This is a genomic window from Streptomyces sp. NPDC014889, assembly GCF_043081205.1.
Taxonomy (GTDB): Bacteria; Actinomycetota; Actinomycetes; order Streptomycetales; family Streptomycetaceae; genus Streptomyces.
Genome location: NZ_JBIBWH010000018.1, coordinates 29,542 through 50,113, shown reverse-complemented (window position 1 = coordinate 50,113; position 20,572 = coordinate 29,542). Strand labels below are relative to the sequence as shown.

The following is a 20,572-nucleotide window of genomic DNA, read 5'->3' as shown; positions in this document are numbered from 1 at the left end:
CTCCGGTTCACCGAACGGGAAGGACACGGGTTCACGAGGGCCTTCATTGTGATCTTCCGAGCGCCTGCCGGGGAGTCGGGAGAAACCCGGATGCGGGCAGAGCCGAGGCGGGCCGACGGTCGCGCTCTCAGCTTCGCTCGCCGGATGACGTCCTGGCGGCTGCGGTGGGCTCCGGGAGGTCGCGGAGCAGCCTGGGCGCGGCCACGACCAGGAGCACGCACACGACCGCCGCCACGTAGAAGGGCGCGCGCAGGCTGTACTGCTGGGCGACGATTCCCCCGGCGAACGCGCCCAGCGGCGCGAGGCCGTTGACGAACAGCCGGTAGGCGGCGTTCATCCGCCCGAACATGTCGGGCGGGATCAGCGTCTGGCGCACCGTCGTCGTCACCACGTTGCCCAGTGACACGCTGACGCCGACGAACAGGAGGGCCAGCGCCGCGACGAGGGGGTTGGAGGTGACGCCCCCGATGGCCAGCGGCAGCGGGCACAGGGCGAAGGCCACCAGCAGAGTGCGGCCGTGACCGATCCTCGCTGCCAGGGCCGGGGCGACGAAGAGGCCGATCAGTCCGCCGACCGCGATGACGGTCAGCAGCAGACCGTACGTCGTCTGGCTGACACGCAGCACTTCCAGCGCGTAGAGCACGGCGATACCCAGCACACCGAGAACGGCGAAGTTCAGCATTCCCATGAGCAGGCACAGGGGCCGCAGGACGCGATGACGGAGCAGCCGGCGGATCCCGTCCGCCATGTCGGTGACCACGGGCCGAGCCGTGCGCGGCGGAGGGCCGGCTCCGCTGCCCCGTATGCCGAGGATCAGCACCGCCGAGAGGACGAACGTCACCGCGTCGACGGTGAAGGGCAGCGCGTACGCCATGGAGAACAGCAAGGTGCCCAACGGCGCGCCGAGGAACTCGCTCGTGATGAACTGGCCGCCGAAGAGCCAGCTGTTCGCCGAGTCCAGCGAACGTGAGCCGATCACCTCCGGTGTGATGGCCTGGGAGAGGTTGTCGGCCAGCGTCTCGATCGAGCTGAGCAGGAACGTGGTCACCGTCAAGGTGGCGATGTCCACGTGGCCCAGGAGCGTCAGCACGCTGAAGCAGACCATCACTGCGGCGCGCGCCACATCGCATATCCAGAGGGTCCTGCGGCGGTCGAACCGGTCGACCAGTACCCCGGCGAAGGGCCCCACGCACAGCCACGGAAGCTGGCCGGCGACGGTGACCAGGGCCACCGGCAGCGGATCGCTCGTCAGCACCGCGGCGAACAGGGCGAAGGCCGCGAACCTGACGCCGTCGCCGAGGCCGGAGACGCCGGTGGCGCACCACAAGCACCAGAACGCGCGGTCGCCGCGCGAGGCCGTCGCTACGGTGGCACGGCTGCGGGCACGTGGTCCGGGGCCGGCTCTCCGGAGGCGCACCCGCTCAGCTCCGCAGCTTCGCCGTGATCTCGTCCGGCGCCATGGCCCGGACTCGCAGGATGAGCCGGGCGGTGCGTTCGACACCGCTGCCCTTCGCCGGATCCCGGTCGCGCAGCAGTCCGGCGAGCCTTTCGACGGTGGCCTCCTCGATGACACAGTGCCGTGGCAGTTCGATCCGGAACAGGTCGCGGATCTGGGACACGACACGCTCGGCACACTCCAGATCGCCGCCGAGCGACGAAAAGGTGTCACGGATGCCCGGGGGACTTGTGGAAGGCAGCGCGTCGGACCAGATGCCCAGCAGAACCTCCTGGACGACGTTCTCCGGGGGAGCAGGGGATACCACTGCTCGGTGGCTGTCCGCAGGTGCGGGCAGCCGCTCGCGGTCCACCTTGCCGACCGGTGTCAGGGGGAAGGCATCCAGCCAGACGAATGCCGAAGGGATCATTCCGGACGGAAGCAGCCGGGCCAGCCCCCTGCGCAGCGACGCGGTGTCGGTGCTCGCTCCCGGGTGTGACCGGGTGAGGTACCCGACCAGCCGAAGTCCGCCGCCGGGTGCGGGCCGCGCGAGGACGAGGGCCTGGCCGACCCCGGGTAGCGCCGCCAATGCCGCCTCCACCTCGGCGGGTTCCACCCGGTAGCCACGGATCTTGACCTGGTGGTCGAGTCGGCCGAGGTACTCCAGACTGCCGTCCGCGCGCCACCTGGCCCGGTCGCCGGTGCGGTAGAGCCGCTCACCGGAGCACAGCGGATGCGGGACGAACCTGTCCGCCGTCTGCCCTGGCCGGCCCAGGTAGCCTCGTGCGAGCTGCACGCCGGCGATGAACAGTTCGCCCGGTACACCGATGGGCTGGGGCCGGGCGTGCTCGTCGAGGACGTAGATCTCCGTACCCGGTATCGGGCGGCCGATCGGGATCGGCTCGCCGGCCTCCCCGGTCACCTGGTGGAAGGTCACGGCGATGGTGGCTTCTGTCGGCCCGTACAGGTTGTACAGCTTGGCCGCGGGCAGCAGGTCCGCGAACCGTCGCGACAGATCGGCGTTCAGTTCCTCGCCGCCGCAGATGACCAGGCGCAGAGCGCCGGCCCGCTCCGTGACCCCCGGCTCCGCCAGGAAGTGCCGCAGCAGGGAGGGGAAGAAGTCGCACGCGGTGACGCCGTACCGGTGGTGCGTGTCGAGGAGGTAGGCGGGGTCACCATGGTTGAGCGGGTCGGCGAGCACGAGACGCCCACCGCTCATCAGCGGGACGAGGATCTCCCACAAAGAGGGGTCCGAGGCGAGCGGTGTCTTGTGCAGTGTGACGTCCTCGGGCCCGAACCCCATCGACTCGCAGAGCCAGCCCAGTTGGTTCGCCAGGCCGTCCTGGGTGACCACGACTCCCTTGGGCTTCCCCGTCGACCCCGAGGTGTAGATCACAGAGGCCGCGCCGGCGCCGAAGGGACGCGTCGACGGCCGTTTCACCGGGCAGGCGGAGAACTGCGCCCGCGCGTCGTCGAACTGGACGACCTCGGTGACGCCGCCACTGGACCACGGGTCCTGGCCGGAGTCGGACAGGCACAGCGCGGGGGCGGCGTCCTGGATGACGTGGTCGAGCCGTTCGGGCGGCGACTGCGGATCCAGCGGTACATAGGTCGCGCCTGCTTTGAGGATGCCCAGCAGTACGGAGATGAGGTCGAGGCCGCGGTTCAGGTGCACGCCGACCCGGTCCTCGGCTCCCATGCCGCGTCCACGCAGCCACCACGCGACCTGGTTGGCTCGCTCTTCCAGTTCCCGGTAGGACAGTTGAGCGGTGGAGCTGCCGAGATCGGCGATCACCGCGATGCGGTCCGGTGTCTCGTCGACCCGCTGCTCGAACCATTCATGGACGTGCCGCGGTGAGCCGGGCCCGGGCCGGGCGGCACCACTGAAATCGGTGGTGATCAACCGGTGCTGGTCGTCCGACAGCAGTGGTGGCGCCGCCGGGCTGTCGGGGGTGTGGGTCGCTGCTCGGCAGACCGTCAGCAGGGACTCGACGAGTCGGTGCGCGGTACCGCTGTCGAACAGGTCGGTCGCGTAGACCAGCGAGCCGATGAGGGCCCCGGAAGCGGTCGGGGCGAGTTCGATGCGGACTTGGGTGCCGGCCATCGATGCCGGTATGTCGAGCCACTCCGTTTCGAGCCCGGGGAAGTGCGGGGGCTCCGGCAGCGATCCGTGCAACGTCAGGAGCGCCTGCGCGAGCGCGGGCCCCGCGTCTGTCACGCCGCCGGCGTCGTGCGGCTCGGACAGCGCGTCCGCGTGGGAGAAGGCTTCCCGACGGACGACGTCGGCCCGCTGCAGGAGCTGCCGGAAGGGCTCGCCACCGGTCAGTCCGACGCGCAGCGGCAGTACGCCGGCGAAGTTCCCCACAAGGGAGTCGAGCCCGTCCGCGTTGCGGCCCAGGACCGGTACGCCGATGACGATGTCCGCACGCCCCGCCCAACGTCCCAGAACGACCGCAGTTGCGCTGAGAAGCGCCGTGAACAGGTCAGTACCCTCCGCCTCGGCCAGCGCGCGAAGCGCGTCAGCGAGGTCTGCGGGGATTTCGGCGGGAACGGCAGCCCCGTGACCCGACCGGTCTGGCGTGACGGGCCGGTCCGTGGGCAGCTGGAGCGGTGCCGCACCGGCGAGCCGCTGCGTCCAGTACGCCGACCCCTCCTTCACCGGCCGGCCGGCCGGCCGCTCGCGTACCCCTGCCGCCGCGTCCGGCACCGAGGGCAGCGCGGCCCAATCCGGCTGACTTCCGGCGAGCCGCGCCCGGTACGCCGCCGCCAGGTCCTCCATCAGGATCTCCATGGACCGGCTGTCCGCGATGACCCCCGGGGCGTGCATCAGTACGACCCACTCCGGGGTGCCCACCGCCCCGTCGGCGTACCGCACCCGCCACAGCTCGGCGCGCACCGACGACGCCGAGGCGAGGTCCGTCCGGCCACCCAGTACGCTCGCCACGCGCGCCGCGATCTTCCGCGGCTCGACGTCGTCACGGCTGAACGCCACCGTCACCCGATCCCGCGGGTGCACCACCTGCGCCGGCTCCTGGCCGGGGCCGAAGGTGAAGCTGGTGCGGAGGGCCTCGTGGCGACCCACCAGATCGGACAGCGCGTCCTGGAGCGCAGAAGGGTCGAGCTGCCCTCGCAGGCGGACAGCCACGGCTACGGTCGGTGAGAAGGCGTCGGCTTGCCCGCCGGTCCCGAGAGGGCCCTCCGCCGGCTGGACTCCGGTGGCAGTCTGCTGCGCTCCCCTGGCGAGGGGGAGGGACTCAGAGGACAAGACGACTCCCTGCGAATGACGCGCTCGGTCCCTGCCGACACGAGGCACGTGCCCCGTATGCGGGTGGCCGCTGAACCCGCGTAGGGGGAAGTCTTCTCGCCACCCGAGAAGCGGCACTAGTCGGGGAAACGACCGATGGCCGTGGCGGTCGGCCCCGGGAATCCTCGTACGCGACCGGGAAAGCGGCCGCGTCAGGGCACGTCCGGGAAGCTACCGACTACCGGCTGGGCGACCCACGGGCAGAGCGTGTTGGCTCCAGCGGTAGGTGCGGAGTGGCGCGGACAAACCGTCGATCTTCTAGCAGCGCGAAGGTGGTTTTACACCCATGGGGAGCGACTGGCTCAGCTCAGACCAGCGCAAGCTTCTGGACCAGCTCCTCGATGATGAGGGACTGGACCGCGCAGAGGCTCGCATCACCGCGAGGCCGGGGGAGCGTACGCACCTCCCCCTGTCCTTCGCTCAGCAGCGCATGTGGTTCTTCCACCGGCTGCAGCCCACGTCGACGATGTACAACATCGTGGGCGTGGCCAAGCTGCGCGGACGGGTCGACCACGGGGTGCTGCAGCGTTGCGTGGATGAGCTCGTCAGGCGTCACGAAGTACTCCGTTCGACCTTCCACCTCGGCGACGGGGGCGACACGGTGCAGCGTGTCAACGCGCCGCGCCGCGTCCCCATGCCCGTCCACGATCTGCGGGACCTGGACGCCGGCCGGCGGGACGAAGCGGTACGCCAGTACCACCAGCAGGAGATCGACAGGCCGTTCGACCTGACCCGTGACCTGCTGCTGCGGCCGGTCCTCCTCCAGGTGGCCGACGACGAGCACCTGCTGCTGCTCAGCCAGCACCACATCGCCACCGATGGTTGGTCGCTCGGCATCCTGCTCCAGGAACTGAGCGCGCTCTACGAGGCATACGCGGCGGATCGCGAGCCCACGCTCGCCGAGCCCCTCGTGCAGTACGGCGACTTCGCCCTGTGGCAGCAGGAGTGGCAGGCCGTCGGTGCCCTCGACGGACACCTCTCGTACTGGCGGGAGCGGCTCACCGACGCTCACGCGCTGGAGCTGCCCACCGGTCGACTGCGCCCGCCGGAGCGCACCTGGGACGGTGGCTCGCTCGATGTGGAGATGCCTCCCGCGCTCGTCCAGCGTCTCAAGGCCCTCGGCGAGTCCGAGCGGGCCACTTTGTTCATGGTCCTCCTGGCCGGTGTGTCTGCGGTGCTGTCCCGGTGGAGCGGTCAGCGGGACCTCGTCATGGGTGTGCCGATGGCCAACCGGAACAGGGCCGAGACCGAGTCCATGGTCGGCAGTTTCGTCAACACGCTCCCGATCCGGGTGGAGCTGACCGGCGGGCTCACGTTCCGCGAGTTCCTGCGCCACGTGCGGAAGGAAGCGACGGACGGCTACGCCCACCAGGACGTTCCCTTCGAGAAGATCATCGAAGAGATCAATCCGGAGCGTGAGGCCAGCGCGCACACGCCCCTCATCCGGCACATGGTCGGTCTGCACAACACCCCCTGGAAAGAGCTGAGCATCCCCGGCCTCACGGTCGACATCGAGACGCTGGACACCGGAAAGGCCAGGTTCGACCTGGAATTCGAGCTTTCGCCCACCGAGGGCGGCGGTATCAACGGCAAACTGTGGTTCGCTGCCGACATCATGGACACGGCGACAGTCCAGCGCCTGCTGACCGCCGTGTACACCCTGCTGGAAGGCGCCGTCGCGAACCCGGACGCGTCGCTGTGGCACCTGCCGCTGTGCCCCGTGCAGGACTCCGTCGCGGACAGCTCCGAGGAGTGCGCCCCGCAGACGCCACACACCGTCTTCGACCTCATTGCCGAGCGCCAGGGCCATAGCGCCCAGGCTCCGGTCGTGCGTGGGGGTGGCACCCAGCTGACCCACGGGGAACTCACCGGCGAGGCGCACCGACTGGCCCGTTACCTGCTCGAGGAACACGGCGTCGGGCCGGGGGACGTCGTCGCGATTCGCCTGCCGATGTCGACCGGACTCCTCGTCGCGCTGCTGGGCACCCTCGCTGCGGGCGCCGTCGCGCTGCCTCTGGACGCCTCGCTCACCCGGGACGAGATCGCGGACGCGGTGCGGCGCTGCACCCCAGCGGTGGTGCTGACCTCGACGGAGCTGATCTCCGCCGGACTGCTCGACAGCGCGCGCGACACGGGCGCGGTCCTGTGTGCGCTGGACGCAGAGAACGAGAGCATCCGCTCGTTCGCCGACACCCCGCCGACGGTGACGTCGGCACCACAGGACCGTGCGCTGCTCATCCGATCGCGCGGCGGGGCGCTGAACGCGCACACCCATGCCAGTACGGCCGCTCGTGTCCGCAACCTGCGTGACGCTTTCCCCCTGGAGTCGGGCGAGCAGGTGACAGTGTCCGGCGAGGTCACTGCCGACCTCCTGGTCACCGCGCTGTTGTGGCCGCTGGGCGCCGGTGGCCGCCTGTGCCTCCAGTCCGCCGCGACGCCGGTGACCGCACTCGACGACCGGCAGGGTGTCCTGCTGACGGACCCCGCACGGCTGGAAGCACTGCTGACCGCTTCCCAGCTGCCCGCGTCGGGCGCGGAGCCCGGCACGGTCACGCCCCGGCGCGTGGTCTGCGCGGGCGGGGAGCTGTGGCCCGACACGGCCGAATCCTTCTCCCGTCTTCTCCCCGACGCCGAACTCTTCAATGTCCTCTCCCTCGCCGAGGCGGGCCCCGTCGCCGCCCACCGAGTGTGCCCGAGAGATCCCGCTCCCATCGCCTCCGGCCGTCTCCCTGTGGGCGCTCCCCTCGGTGACACACGCTTGTCGGTGCTGGACGAGCACGGCCAACCGGTGCCCGCCGGTGTCGCGGGCGACCTGTACGTAATGGGTTCCTCCCGGGCGAGCGGCCATCTGGACCGCCCCCGCTGGACGGAGGACGAGCCAAGGCCGACCGGTGACCGGGCCCGCTGGGTCACTCCCGGCGTACTGGAGATCCTCGGCCGGCCGGCCGGACGGACGGTTCTGCAGGGCCGTCCTGTCGAACTGGGGGACGTAGCCGCCGAACTGGCCGCGCATCCCGCTGCCGCCAGGGCCCACCTCTCGGTGACGGACGCAGGCGTACTCGTCGCCCACGTCCTTCCGGAGAAGACGCCCGCGCCGGACCCCGAACGATGGCGTGACCGTTTCGCCCAGGCGTATCTGGGGCGTGACCCGGAGAGCGACCCCGCGCTCAACCCCACCGGCTGGCGCAGCCCGAGGAGCGGCGAGGAGCTGACCGCGGAAGCCCTGCGGGATTGGACCGACGCGGCCGTGCGGCAGGTGCTCGACGCCGGGCCGCGCCGGATCCTGGAAATCGGCTGCCGCAACGGACTTCTGCTGTTCCGCCTGGCGCCGCGCTGCGACGCCTACCGAGCCACCGAGTTGTCGGTGCGAGCCCGTAAGCACATCGCCGCTCAGCGGGACCGTCTGGCGTCCAAGGCCGATGGGGTGGAGGTCCTGGACCTGGCACCCGATGACTTCACTGCTTTCGAGGACGATTCCTTCGACACCGTGGTCGTGAACAATCTCGTCGCCTACTGTCCCGATGCCGACTACCTGGAAGAGATCGTCACCCAAGCGGTCCGGGTGGTGCGTCCTGGTGGCACGATCCTCGTCAGTGACGTGTTGGACCTTGGGGGACAGGAAGCGATCTTTTTGCCGGCCGAGTTGGACCGGCTGGCGCACGATACCCCGGTGGCGCAGCTGCGCGAAGCCGTTGCCCGGCGCGCCGCCGCCGCGGACGGGCTGGCGCTGCGGCCGGAGTTCTTCCTGGACGTCGGGGAACGGCTTCCCGGCGTGACCGATGTCGCCATCGTCCGCAGGATCGGTCCGCACCCGGGCGAACTGACCCGATTCCGCTACGACGCCGTGCTGCACGTCGGCCCGAGTGACACCGTACCGCTGCTCGTGGAACGGCTGGACTGGGTGGCTGAGCGGCTGACTGTCGAGACGTTCGGTGACCGGCTACGGTCTGGGGAAGCCCCGGACCATCTCGTGGTCCGCCACGTACCGCACTCGGACCTCGCCGGGATGGCGGCTGCGCTGGAGTTGTTGCACAACGGCGAGGCGACCACGGCCGGGTCGATCGCCGGAGCCCTGAGCCGTCCCGTACCGGCCGATCGGGCCGTCGACCCCCTGGCCTTGCTGGCCGTCGCGCACACCGCTGGTTACGAAGCGGTCGCCGGCCCGACCGGAGCACGCCTCGACGAGCTGACGGTGGCCATGCGCCGGCAGAGTGCCGAGCCCGGTCGGGTCGTGCCGCTGTCCCGGCTGCTGGCCGGCGGCTACACCCCGGCCGAGTCGGCCGCCGCTCCGCCGGCACCCGACTCCGCGTTCGGCGCATGGGCGCGCTCCATGCCGGCGCTGTTGCGGGGCTACCTGCGGGACCGGCTGCCGCTGCACGCCGTCCCGGCAACCATTGAGCCCTTGACCGCCTGGCCGCTGCGTGCCGACGGTCACCTGGACGTAACGGTCTTCCCGCCGCCGTACGAGCCGTCCAAGGCCCGGGTCAAGGGCCGCGAGGCGGTGAAGACCCTGACCACGACCCAGCAGCGGGTCCTGAAGATCTGGGCGGACATCCTGGGGGTCGACAACCCCGGCATCCACGACGACTTCTTCGCCCTGGGTGGGCATTCGCTGATGGGAGCCGCAGTCATCGACCGCCTGCGGAACGAGTTCGAGCTGGACCTGCCCCTCGGCCAGCTCTTCCAGACTCCCACGGTCGCGGAGGTCTCCGCCTATATCGACGAGCAGGCGGAGGCACCGGAGCCCGCGGAGACACCGGCGATCCGCTCCAGGGACAGGTCTGCGTTCCGCAGGAAGCGTCCGAGCGGCTCCGGGCGCACCCCGACGACTGGAGAACGTGCTGCCCATGACTGACGACGAGGTGCTGGTCTTCCCCGCATCCTTCGCCCAGCGCAGTATGTGGCTGGAGAACGAGATCAACCCTGGCCGTCCGACCTATCACGTGCTGGCGGCATTGCGCCTGCGTGGCCGACTGGACTCCGACGCACTGCGACGCGCCCTCAACTCCGTGGTGGATCGGCACGAGGCACTGCGTACCGTCTTCGACCTCGACGAGGACGGTCCGGTACAGGTCATCGGCCCTACCCCAAAGCTCGACGTTCCTGTGACCGACATCGCTCGGGGGGACCTGGAGGCAGCTGTCACCGCGGGGGTGACGGAACCGTTCGACCTGTACCGAGGCCCCCTGGTGCGGATGCGGCTGCTGCGGCTGGCTCCCGAGGAACACATCGCCGTACTGGTCATGCACCACATCGTGACTGACGGTATGTCATCCGCCGTCTTCGTCGCCGAGCTCACGGCCTGCTACGGGGCGTACCTGCGGGGAGAGGAGCCCCAACTGCCGCCGCTGGAGATCCAGTACGCGGACTTCACGATGTGGCAGCACGAGAATCTGCAAGGTGAGAAGCTGAGCAGGCTGACCCGGCACTGGAGAGGGCGACTGGACGGCGCTCCTCCACTGCAGCTGTTCACCGACCGCCCGTACCCGGCCGAGCCCACCTTCGAGGGCGGCACCCACGCGTTCACCCTGCCGGCCTCACTGGTGTCCCGGCTGGATACGCTGGCCAGGGAGGAGCGGGCCACGGCCTTCATGGTCTTCCTGGCCGCGTTCGACGTGCTGCTCTCACGGTACTCCGGACAGCAGGACATCACGGTCGCGTCCCCCATGGCCGGCCGGACCCGGCCCGAACTCGCCAACCTGATCGGCTTCTTCGTCAACCCGCTGCTGTTGCGCACCGACGTATCGGGAGAACCGACAGCCCGTGAGCTGATCCAGCGAGCCAGGAGCACCTGCGCAGAGGCCTACGACAATCAGGAATTCCCTTTCGAGTCGGCCTTGGAGATACTGCGCGTCCAGCGCCGCTCCACGGTGGGCACTCCGCAGGTCCAGGCCATGCTCGTACTCCAGAACATGCCGGTACCCGAACTGCGTACCACTGATCTGGTGATCGAGCCGCTGCGTCCGGACTCGCGCGCCGCGAGTTACGAATTGGCGCTCGACCTCGAACCTGACGACGCGGCGGGCTACCGGGCCTTCCTCGAGTACAGCTGCGAGCTGTTCGACGCGGCGACCATCAAGGAGATGGCCGTGGGGTTCGTCACGATCCTGGAAGGCATCGCGGCCGACCCCGACGCACCGGTCTCCACCAAGCCCGTGGACCGGCAGCCGATACCGTGGAGCGAGGCGCTGGTGGAACCGGTGGTCGAGGTTCCCTACCGCGCCCCGCACACTCCGATCGAGCTCGAACTGCACGAGATTTTCTGTGAGTTGCTTGGGCTGGAGCGCATCGGAGTCGATGAGGACTTCCTCGACATCGGTGGTGACTCGCTGTCGCTGCTCCAGCTGCGCAACCGTGTACGTGAGCAGTACGGCGTGGAGTTCCCCGTCCGGGAGTTGTTCGGGCGCGTCGACATCGACAGCCTGGCGCGCCGCATACTCGAAAGGCTCCTGGCGCAGGAAGAAAACGCCCTCTCACCGCAATCCAGCTCGAACGAGGAGCACTCGTGACCGGAAACCGCCGCCCACGCTGGTTCCTCGAGGAGCCGTCACCGGATGCCGGAGCACGCCTGTTCGCCCTTCCGTACTCCGGATGCGGCGCCAGCATGTACCGGAAGTGGCCCAGGTTCACCGGGGACGTCGAGATCTGCCCGGTGCAGTTCCCCGGCCGTGAGAACCGGCTCAGGGAAGACCCCTTCATGTCGTTCGACTCACTCGCCGACATGCTCTGCGAGGCGTTGCTTCCCCATCTGGACCGCCCGTTCGCGTTCTTCGGCCACTGCAGTTCCGCGCTGATCGCCTACGAGACGGCGCTCCGCCTGAAGCGACGCGGCCACCCTGTACCGACGCGCCTGTTCGTCTCCTCTCAGGTGGCCCCGCACAAGGGCCCGCACGGCCGGTTCCTCGACATGAGCGACGACGAACTCCGTGAAGAGGTCCGCAGACTCATCACGGAACTCGGCGGCGTCCCGCGCCCGGACATGGTGGAGCTCAGCCTGGAGGTGCTGCTCTTCGACGTGGCAGCGCACAAGCGCTACGGCGTCGCGGACCCGAACCCCCTGCCCTGCCCCGCCACTGTGCTCGGGTGGGACGACGACGTGGAGGTCCCGCACAAGCTCCTCCACGAGTGGTCCGAGCTCGGAGAGACGACCTTCACGCTCCTCAAAGGCCCGCACTACGGGTTCCTGGAAGGGCCTGACGAGTTGATGCGTACTTTCGTCACAGGACTGGGGCGGATCCCGGGCCACTCCCTGGCAGGGTGAACCATGGCACCGTCACCTGAGCGATCCGCCGCCCCCGGAACTCCACCGGTGGCTCCCGGCCTCGCGGCGCGGGCCGAGCTCGAGGCCGGACTTCTCCGGCGGCTGCGCGGCACTCGTGTCTCCATCCCGGTGGTGCCGCGCCCCGGAGGGATCGCGAGGTTCCCCGCGTCGTTGGCCCAGGAGTGGGCATGGGCCAAGGCACATGCCCGCCCGCGGCCGACTCCGGTGGTGCTGGCCGGAATGCGGCTGCACGGGCCGCTGGACACCATGGCGCTGGAGCACGCGCTGAACGCGGTGGTGGCACGTCACGAGATCCTGCGCACGGTGCTGCGGGAGGCGGAAGACGGCCGACTGACCCAAGTCGTCTCACCCACCCTGCGGCTGAGGATCCCGGTCACGGAGGGGACGCTCGCGGACTTCGACGCGTTGACGCGAGCCGAGGTCGACCAGCCTCTCGATCTGGAACGTGGTCCGCTCGTCCGGGTCCGGCTGCTGCGCCTTGACCACGAGGACCACATCGTGATCGTGATCCTCCACCACATGATCGCGGACGCCCGGGCCACTGAGATCCTCCTCGCGGACCTTACTTCTGCCTACCTCGCTGCCCGTGCCGGGCAACCTGCGGCGCTGTCCCCGCTGCCTCTTCAATACGCCGACTACGCCGTGTGGCAGCGTGCCCGGACGACCGACGCCTACCGGTCCCAACGGGCCGACTACTGGACGCGGCGGCTCGCCGGCGCGCTTCCCCCTTCGCTCCCGTTCGACCAGCTGCACCCGGACCTGCCACCGGAACATGGGGACACTGTGGTGCTCCCACTGCCCGACGGGCTGTCGGCGGCGCTGCGCGAGTGCGTGCGTGATCGCGGCACCACCGTGTTCGTCGGGGCCCTCGCCGCGTTTCAGATCCTCCTCGCCCGGTACTCCGGATCGCGGGACATCTCAGTTCCGACGCCGGTGACCTTCCGGGACCGCCGTGAACTTCAAGACGTGATCGGCGACTTCTCGCATGCCATGGTGTGCCGTACCGACCTCTCCGCGAGCCCGTCCTTCGCCTCGCTGCTGCCGCAGGTGCGGGACGCCTTCGCCCAGGACCTCGAACACGCCGATCTGCCGCCGCATCTGCTCACACCCCGTCTCGCAGGCCCCGCTGAGGCCAGTGACCTGCTGGACGGGCTGGAGTTCGGTGCGGAGCGTGAGGCCGACGCGGAGGAACTGGGCGGCGGGCTTTGTGCGACACCGATGCCGCCCCGCTGGCAGTACGCCCTGCGACCGCTGAGCGTGCGCCTCACCCATGGCCCGGGTGGCGGAGATCTGGCCCTCACCTACCGGAGGCGTGATTTCTCCGGGGCCCGCGTACAGGACCTGGGCCGGGACTACTTCAGCGTCCTGGCTGCATGCCTCGACCGCCCCGAGGCCGAGGTGTTCGGGCCGCGGGCACCCGATTTGCGGCTGTCCCGCTCGTCCGACTGAGCCGTGAAGTTCCTACGGCCGTCCGATCACGGCCGTGGCCCTGTAGGGAAAAGCACGGTCTTTGAGCGCTCCGCCGCACCTTGCTATCCATGGCGGGCGTGGAGAAGAGCCCAGTCGGCACTGATCACAGTGCTTCCACGCCCGCGGGCAGCGTTTCGGGCAGCCCGTGTGAGGTGGACGAATACCAAGGGAGCCGTGACATGCTGCAACCGCCCTCGTTCGTGGTGATCTCCGGAGCCCAGGTGCAGGCGGCGACCAGTGCCAGGGAAGAGGAGATCACCCGCATCGTGAGGACAGCGTACGAGCTGCATGGTGCCGGCCTGACGGTGAACCCCGATTCCTACTTCCTGCGCTTCCCGGACCGTCCCTCCTCACGGATCATCGCTCTGCCCGCCTCGATCGGAGGTGAGGCCGATGTGCACGGCATAAAGTGGATCTCCAGCTTCCCCGAGAACGTGACCTCCGGACTTCCGCGCGCCTCTGCCGTACTGATCCTGAACGACACCGAGACCGGGTATCCGTTCGCCTGCCTTGAGGCGTCCATCATCAGTGCTTCCCGCACCGCGGCATCCGCGGCCCTCGCCGCGGTTGAACTCGGCGCGAGGCGCCAGGACCCCTCGGACGTGGGGCGTCCGATCCGCGTCGGTTTCTTCGGCACCGGGCTGATCGCGCGGTACATCCACACCTACCTGGCGGGCAACGGCCTCATCTTCAGCGAAGTAGGTGTCCACGACTCGGTTCATGAGCACGCCGAGGGCTTCCGGGGCTACCTTGCGCGCACCGAGAAGGGTCACATCACCGTTCACGATTCGCCCGAAGACCTCATCCGCAGCTCGGACCTCATAGTCTTCGCCACGGTCGCGGGCGAGCCGCACGTCACCGACCCGAGCTGGTTCAGCCACAATCCGCTGGTTCTGCACATCTCGCTGCGCGACCTCGCGCCCGAGATCGTCCTGTCGTCGTACAACGTCGTCGACGACGTCGAGCACTCCATGAAGGCCAACACCTCCCTTCACCTGACCGAACAGCGCGTCGGCAACCGCGATTTCGTGGTTGGCTCGCTTTATGACGTCCTCCGGGGAAGGACCACGCCGCCCAGCGATCAGCCGGTCGTCTTCTCTCCGTTCGGTCTCGGCGTCCTCGACCTTGCCGTTGCCCGCTACGTCCACGAGCAGCTCAGCGCCACGGACAATCTGCACGCGATCCCCGACTTCTTCCATGACCTGAACCGCTATGGCTAGAGTCGGTCTGGCCGAGTCGGCCGCCTTCTGGCACACCTGTCAGGGCAATTTCGAACCGGTGAGCCCGGCAGTCACACGCGAGGGCGGCCGAAATGGACTCCGCGGTCTCGGCGGCGTACACCTGCGACAACGGGTCCTCTTGGCCCGGAAAGGCCCCGGAACAGGTCCGGATCTTGATCGATGCGGCTCTCTGGGCCGGCCGACACCGCTCTCTGCGCCGAAGTGCGGAGACCTGCGGAGGGCGGCACTCCACTCGCCGTGACGCGCGGGGTGGTGGGACTCCGGCCCTGATCCGTGACGGTCCCACCTGGCACAGGTTGTAGAGACCGTCCAGGGGCGTCTACGCCAGTCCAGCGCGGGCATGAAATAGCAGGTCAGGGCCTGCTGGTCCGGGAGGGTCCGCCCAGTTGGTGATGGCTGTGTGATAGACGAGTGATACGGCGAGGCCCCGCCTGGGGGCTTTGCGCGGAGCCGTGAGACGACGAGGCCGCACCGGAGAGCTCCGGCGCGGCTTCGTCATGAGATCGGCTGCGCTGTCGGGCACGATGCGGTCGGCGCCTCATGCGGCCCGTGTCCCTGTAACGTTTTCGGGGTGCGCCTACTTTGCGATTGCACTCGCACATGCGTCTAAAGAGCCGGTTCCGTCAGAGAGCGCAGCACCTCCTCGAGCACGGATCTGCCCAATCGGGGTGAGGTCGACCTGGGTGTGGACACGCACGGCGAGGTTCACGTCGCCGCCCCGGTCCCCCCGGCTGGGGAAGGTCATGGGCACCGAATCCTCTCCGGCGACGGCCGCCGGCTGCTGGCAGCTGACGTCTGCGCCCGCCAAACTGGATACGGTTGCGCCGTGCCGGGGTGGAGGGCACCGGCACCTTCGGAGCGAGCCTGTCCCACTACCTCCTCGCCCAGTACGTCCAGGTGTATGAGGTGAACCGGCCCGATCGCTCGACCCGCCGGTTGCCCTGCAAGTCGGCCCGATCGACGCGCGGGCCGTGCTCAGTGGCCGCGCCCGGAGACGAGGACGCGGTGGCCCACGCCACCCACCTGACGTTGCGCATGCTGGCCGAGCGCGTTGAGCAGCTCACCGGGCAGATCGATGAGCTGAACCGGCGCCTGACCCGGCTCGTCGTACGCCACGCACCGCAGATGCTCGAGTGGGTGGGCATCGGTCCGGACAGCGCCGTCACGCTCCTGATCACCATGGGAGACAACCCCGACCGGCTGAACACCGAGGCGTCCTTGGCCGCCCTTTGCGGAGTCAGCCCCATCGAGTACTCATCCGGCCGGCGGAGCACGCGCCGGCTCAACCACGGCGGCGACCGCCAGGCGAACGCGGCCCTGCACCGCATCGTCTTCACCCGCCTGCGCCACGACCTGCGCACCCAGGCGTACTACGAACGCCGCACGCAGGAAGGCAAGACCCGACGCGAAATCATCCGATGCCTCAAGCGATATGCCGCCCACGAGGTGTTCAACCTGGTCAGACCGGTTTCCCGCGCCCCCGCGTTATAGGGGCGTGTGATCGCTCGTGACAGGTGAGGATTCCCGTCGGATCGCTCCGACGGGGGTCCTGCGTAGACGGGGACCTGATACAACGACGCCCCGCTGGCTTGCTGTGGCGGGGCGTCGTCGTGCAAATAGTCCGTTGATGTTGCGGGCGTCAGGCACTCAGGCCGGACGGGTGTCAGTCCGAGAAGTCGAGGCTCTTCTGACCAGGGCCGGGGGCACGTCGAGACTTCCGCGGCGGTTTCGGTTCCCTGGTTGCGTAGGCAGGTACGGGCAGGATGCCCTCGCCCCGTAGGTCGTCGGTGCTGATGAGCGGGCCGCTGGTCACTGCGTCCAGCAGCCGGGCCTGTCGCGGTTCGAGGGCTACGAGGAGCCCGAGCGCGTTGATGAGGTCAATCAGGTCAACGGTCCACCGGGCAGGCCAGGTCGGGGGCAGGATGTCGTTCAACGGGGTCTGTCGTTCCACGTCTGGCTTGCGCTTGCGGAAGCTGAACCACTTGCGGATCACCTGCACCCCGCCGATCCGATAGTCCCAGACTTCCGGCGCCACCGGACGTATGCAGCCCGTGCCCACCGTGAGGGTTCGCGTGGACGCGTCGTAAGAGATGTCCGCAGGTAACCCGTCGTCCTCTCCGATCACGACGACGCATTCCGGTTGTTCCTCCGGGGGAAGCCTTGGGGACGAGCCAGGTGAACTGTCGTGGTGGGAGGCGAAGCGCTGGCCGTACGTGTGGATCCACACCGTGCGCCTGCCCACTTCCACGAGCTCCGCCCATAGAGCCGGGTCGCGTGTTATAGGGATACGGACACCGCGCTCGGCGAGGTTCGCGGCGAAGTGGCGGGTGTAGCCGCTGTGGCTGGCTGTTCCCGCGATGTACGCGAAGAGGTCCTCGGCGGTGACCGTCACGCCGTGCGTCTTGGTGAGAAGACGCAGCAGGCCAGGGGTGACGTTTGGTTCAGCCTGGTGAGGGTGGCGGTAGAGAGGAGCGACGCGGCCGCCTTCGGTGCCTTTGAAGTGGTGCATGTCGGGCAGCAGGGCAGTGAAACTCACCGCCGGCCCCGGACGGCCTGATTCCGTGTGGAGTTCGGATAGGTAGATCTGACGCTGGTCGTTGTGGGCGAACCACAAGGCCGGTCGCGGAAAGTCGATCACTCGCCTGTCCGCGATGATGTACTGCCTGTCGAAGGTCATCCGGCCGTAGGGAACAGTGACCGGCAACGTCTCTTTCTCCGCGGCAAGGCTTTCCCTTTCCTGCTGCCCGGGCAGTGGCGGTTCCGGCTTATCCGGACGGCGGTCTCTGGTGGTTTTCAGCAGTGCGGCCTTGTCCTCCGCTGGGGCTTGGACGAGCCTGCGCCACCGGCTCTCCAGGACGTCCCGGCTGGGTGAGACGGGCCAGCTGCGGTTGTTCTTGTTGCCAGAGCTCGTCCAGGGCAGCAGGGCGTCCACCGGTGGCATTGCCGACCACTCGGAGTCGGACAGGACGTGAAAAGGCGCGGTCCACTGTGTGGGGCATAGTTGCCAGGAGGTCCCGTCGCGATGACCGTCGAGGCCAAGCCCTTCCAGCCAGTTGAATTTCTCCTCGCGTGTGCCCGCGGGGACGTCAAGTCGCCAGACCCGCGCCGGTGTACCCGCGTCCGGGGCGCCATGGCGGACGAAGACGGCGATGCAGATCTCCCGCTTTACATCCTGGAAGACACGGGTGCGCGTGTCGGAGTAGGCGCCCTCGGGGGAGAGACCGATGACCCAGCCCTCGTCGGCGGCCTCGCGCAGGTAGTGGCGCATGCCGGCCGATCCCTCGCTATCCAGGTATCCGGAGTTGGTGATGAGGGCGACGATCCCGCTGGGGGCCTTCGGCGCTCCCGAGGCCGTCAACTGGTCGAATACCTTCCAGGTGGACCACGCCCAGAAGTAGACGTAGAAGTTGTCGAGGGCGTATCCGACGCGTCCGTTGTCCTCCGGGTGGAAGCGGGCGAGGATCGGGCCCTGGCCGTTCGGGTTGCCCTCAGTGATCCAGCGTCCGACGCCCGACTGTCTCGCACCCCGCAGGTAGGGCGGATTGCCGATGACCACCATGACCTTCTCGTCCGCCTTGATCTTGTTAGCCATTCGGCGGTGGCGGGCGATCGCCTCGTACATGAAGCCCAGGTGGTGCTCGACGGCGGGATCGTCGAGTGTGTCGGCCACCAGAAGCCTCGGCGGGCGGCGCGTAATGTCGGCGTCGTGGGACCGGAAGGCGTGGTGCACACGAAGTTCGGCGACGGCGTACGGCCCGGTCTGCTTCTCCAGCCCGACCAGTCGGCCCGAGAGCTCCCGGAGAAGCCCGGACTTGAGCGTGCTGCCGTACTTCAGTGACAGGGACTTGGCGACGTGGTCGATGATGTTGATGAGGAAGGTCCCGGTGCCCATGGCCGGATCGACGACGGTGACGTCCTCGCTTCCGTAGCCGTCCTCCTGGCCGAGCCGGTCACGCAGCACCTCGTCGGTGAAGCCGACCATGAAGCGGACGACTTCGCCAGCGGTGTAGTAAGTACCCGTCCGCCGTCGCAGTTCCGGGTCGTAGGCGCCCAGAAAGCCCTCGTACAGGTGGAGGTAGGCGTCTCCGGTCTCGTCCTTGAACATCTCGGGGTCGACGGCCGATAAGACGTCGATCAGCGGGTCGATGATGCCCCGCAGATCGTCGAGGGCGTCGTCCGTCAGCACCGCCAGCGCCTTGCCCATCAAGGAATGCCGCTTGCCCAGTCGGATCGCGACCTCGGGAAGCGTGAGCCTGCCCAGATCAATGTGCTCAAGGCGAGCCAGGAGCATGGCAAACGTCAGCGTCTGACTGTATTGGTCCGCGAACTCCTCCGGGCGAGCATCGGGAAAGAGCAGGTCCTTCCAGTTGTCGGCCAGGATCGAGAACGCAGCGTCAGCCTCCCCGTGCTCCTCGCGGGTGAGACGCTCGGTGACCTCGTCACGCAGCAGGGCGCAGATTCCCGCGATGCGCTTGACTAATTCGTTGATGCTGTCGTGGACGATGGGCGCTGGCAGGAAGAAGTGCGTGAGGGCACGCTCGAACCCGGTGTCCGCCATGACGAGTTGCCGACTACCGGAATCAAGGTCTCCTACCAGGATCCCGGTCGGGCCGACCTGTACGCCGAAACGGTAGACCGCCCACTGGTATCCGTCGGTGTACAGCACATTGTGGAGTGCCTTGATCTTCTCCCACTGCTTGCGGTCGTGGCTCTTCACCGACCACTTCTCCGGATCGGCCCCCGAGCCCGGCTGCTTCAGCTCGACGTGCCCTATGGTCCTGCCGCCGCAGGAGATGGCGAAGTCGGGCCGGATCCCGAGTTCCTTGATGCGACTCTGACCGTGGACGATGAGCTTGAGGCGTTGCCGCGAGGCCATGCCGCGCAGCAGATGCTCCACCGGCGCGGTCAGGCTGTCCTCCTTACTGCTGACCGCCCCTGCAGGACCTTGCAGCTTGGCCCTGACCTCCTCGCCGAACTGGGCAACGAGGTCCGCTACCGATCCGGTCGTGCCCTTTCCCGCCCAGACGTCCCCTCTTGCCATCGGCCCCCCAAGGTTGCACCCACGCCGACGATCAGACCCATACAGAATGCCCATGACATCTCAAGCAGCAAACACCAGTGGATGTCGGTTGATTAGTGGCAAGCCGCCAAAGCCCCGCGTACGGAGGTTGGTTGGAGCGTGAGCCGGGAGTGCGTCCCGGGCGTGCGTCAACGTGCGGAGCGCAATCGGTGGACGGTACGGCGATCTTGCCGGCGCGCCGGGGCGATCGCGGGGCAGCGTGCGTGCGTCCAACGAAGCCATCATGGCTGCGGGGCTCTTGGTATGTCCCCGCTGCTGCTCTCGGAGATCGACCACGTCGCCACCCGCGAGCTGGGCCGTGCAGCGGCGCTCAGCGCGGTCGACGACATCCGACATTGCGTGCGACGAGGCCGTGCCGTTCTGTCTGAGATCACGGATGATCATTTGAGTGCTACCCAGTCGGTGCGCGCCCGCTAGCGCGGCTCAGGGCCGTAGGGGCTCCAGTGCCCGAGTAAGGGCCTGAGGTCGTCGGTTCGTGGTTCGGGGATGTCGGGCAGTCGGGGCGGTGTGTGCGCTCGACGGTGGATGCTGCCCAGCTGATCCATGCTTCGGACCGTCCCGGGCGAGGGCCTGACTCATGAGATGTGAGAGCTGAGGCTGATACCGCCACGCCCCAACCGGGCAGCTGATACGGAGTCATCTGTAGTCCACCCTTCACTCACCGGAGTGCTGATCGTAGAATTCCGGTTCAGGGGGGATCAGCGGGACCTACGCGGCCACGGGGACGTTGTTCGAACACTCATGGCCGCTCTTCGCGTTG

Annotated in this window: 9 protein-coding genes and 1 pseudogene; 7 read left to right on the top strand and 3 right to left on the bottom strand. The window is 68.5% G+C overall.

Annotation, left to right across the window (positions count from 1 at the left end; all coding sequences use genetic code 11):
- Nucleotides 1-127: 127 nt before the first annotated feature.
- Together ACF09J_RS30420 and ACF09J_RS30415 are read right to left on the bottom strand one after the other, a co-directional pair.
- Entirely contained in the window at nucleotides 128-1,417 is a 1,290-nt protein-coding gene (locus tag ACF09J_RS30420) for an MFS transporter (RefSeq protein ID WP_392308668.1), read from the bottom strand.
- Nucleotides 1,418-1,421: 4 nt separating this feature from the next.
- Nucleotides 1,422-4,580 carry an amino acid adenylation domain-containing protein gene (locus tag ACF09J_RS30415; RefSeq protein WP_392308667.1) on the bottom strand — a complete coding sequence of 1,053 codons (3,159 nt, stop codon included), beginning with the start codon at nucleotides 4,578-4,580 and terminating at the stop codon, nucleotides 1,422-1,424.
- Between the two features lie 445 nt (nucleotides 4,581-5,025).
- On the opposite strand from ACF09J_RS30415, the gene ACF09J_RS30410 reads away from it, so the two are divergent.
- The 6 genes from ACF09J_RS30410 to ACF09J_RS30385 all read left to right on the top strand — a co-directional run bounded on the left by ACF09J_RS30410 (nucleotide 5,026) and on the right by ACF09J_RS30385 (nucleotide 16,223).
- On the top strand, nucleotides 5,026-9,594 hold the full coding sequence (locus ACF09J_RS30410) for a condensation domain-containing protein (RefSeq protein ID WP_392308666.1): 4,569 nt from the start codon (nucleotides 5,026-5,028) through the stop codon (nucleotides 9,592-9,594).
- On the top strand, nucleotides 9,587-11,248 hold the full coding sequence (locus ACF09J_RS30405; protein ID WP_392308665.1) for a condensation domain-containing protein: 1,662 nt from the start codon (nucleotides 9,587-9,589) through the stop codon (nucleotides 11,246-11,248). Before ACF09J_RS30410 ends, ACF09J_RS30405 begins: the two co-directional genes overlap by 8 nt.
- Nucleotides 11,245-12,000, top strand: a complete 756-nt coding sequence (locus tag ACF09J_RS30400; protein ID WP_392308664.1) for a thioesterase II family protein — start codon at nucleotides 11,245-11,247, stop codon at nucleotides 11,998-12,000. Before ACF09J_RS30405 ends, ACF09J_RS30400 begins: the two co-directional genes overlap by 4 nt.
- Before the next feature lie 48 nt (nucleotides 12,001-12,048).
- Entirely contained in the window at nucleotides 12,049-13,470 is a 1,422-nt protein-coding gene (locus tag ACF09J_RS30395; RefSeq protein WP_392308663.1) for a condensation domain-containing protein, read from the top strand.
- A gap of 200 nt (nucleotides 13,471-13,670) precedes the next feature.
- A complete protein-coding gene (sbnB, locus tag ACF09J_RS30390) occupies nucleotides 13,671-14,711 on the top strand; it encodes a 2,3-diaminopropionate biosynthesis protein SbnB (RefSeq protein ID WP_392308662.1) in 1,041 nt (346 codons plus the stop codon).
- 855 nt (nucleotides 14,712-15,566) lie between these two features.
- Entirely contained in the window at nucleotides 15,567-16,223 is a 657-nt protein-coding gene (locus tag ACF09J_RS30385) for a transposase (RefSeq protein WP_392308661.1), read from the top strand.
- A 172-nt stretch (nucleotides 16,224-16,395) separates the two neighbouring features.
- On the opposite strand, the gene ACF09J_RS30380 is transcribed toward ACF09J_RS30385, so the two are convergent.
- Complete coding sequence (locus ACF09J_RS30380) at nucleotides 16,396-19,773, bottom strand: type ISP restriction/modification enzyme (RefSeq protein ID WP_392308660.1); 3,378 nt, start codon at nucleotides 19,771-19,773, stop codon at nucleotides 16,396-16,398.
- Nucleotides 19,774-20,017: 244 nt separating this feature from the next.
- On the opposite strand from ACF09J_RS30380, the pseudogene ACF09J_RS30375 reads away from it, so the two are divergent.
- Nucleotides 20,018-20,226, top strand: a pseudogene (locus ACF09J_RS30375) (VapC toxin family PIN domain ribonuclease); the annotation flags it as partial.
- Nucleotides 20,227-20,572 lie beyond the last annotated feature (346 nt).

Bases quoted from the DNA above. Each gene is read 5' to 3' on its own strand.
- ACF09J_RS30405 (WP_392308665.1), top strand. From the start codon at position 9,587: ATGACTGACGACGAGGTGCTGGTCTTCCCCGCATCCTTCGCCCAGCGC.
- sbnB (WP_392308662.1), top strand. From the start codon at position 13,671: ATGCTGCAACCGCCCTCGTTCGTGGTGATCTCCGGAGCCCAGGTGCAG.
- ACF09J_RS30410 (WP_392308666.1), top strand. From the start codon at position 5,026: ATGGGGAGCGACTGGCTCAGCTCAGACCAGCGCAAGCTTCTGGACCAG.
- ACF09J_RS30380 (WP_392308660.1), bottom strand. From the start codon at position 19,773: ATGGCAAGAGGGGACGTCTGGGCGGGAAAGGGCACGACCGGATCGGTA.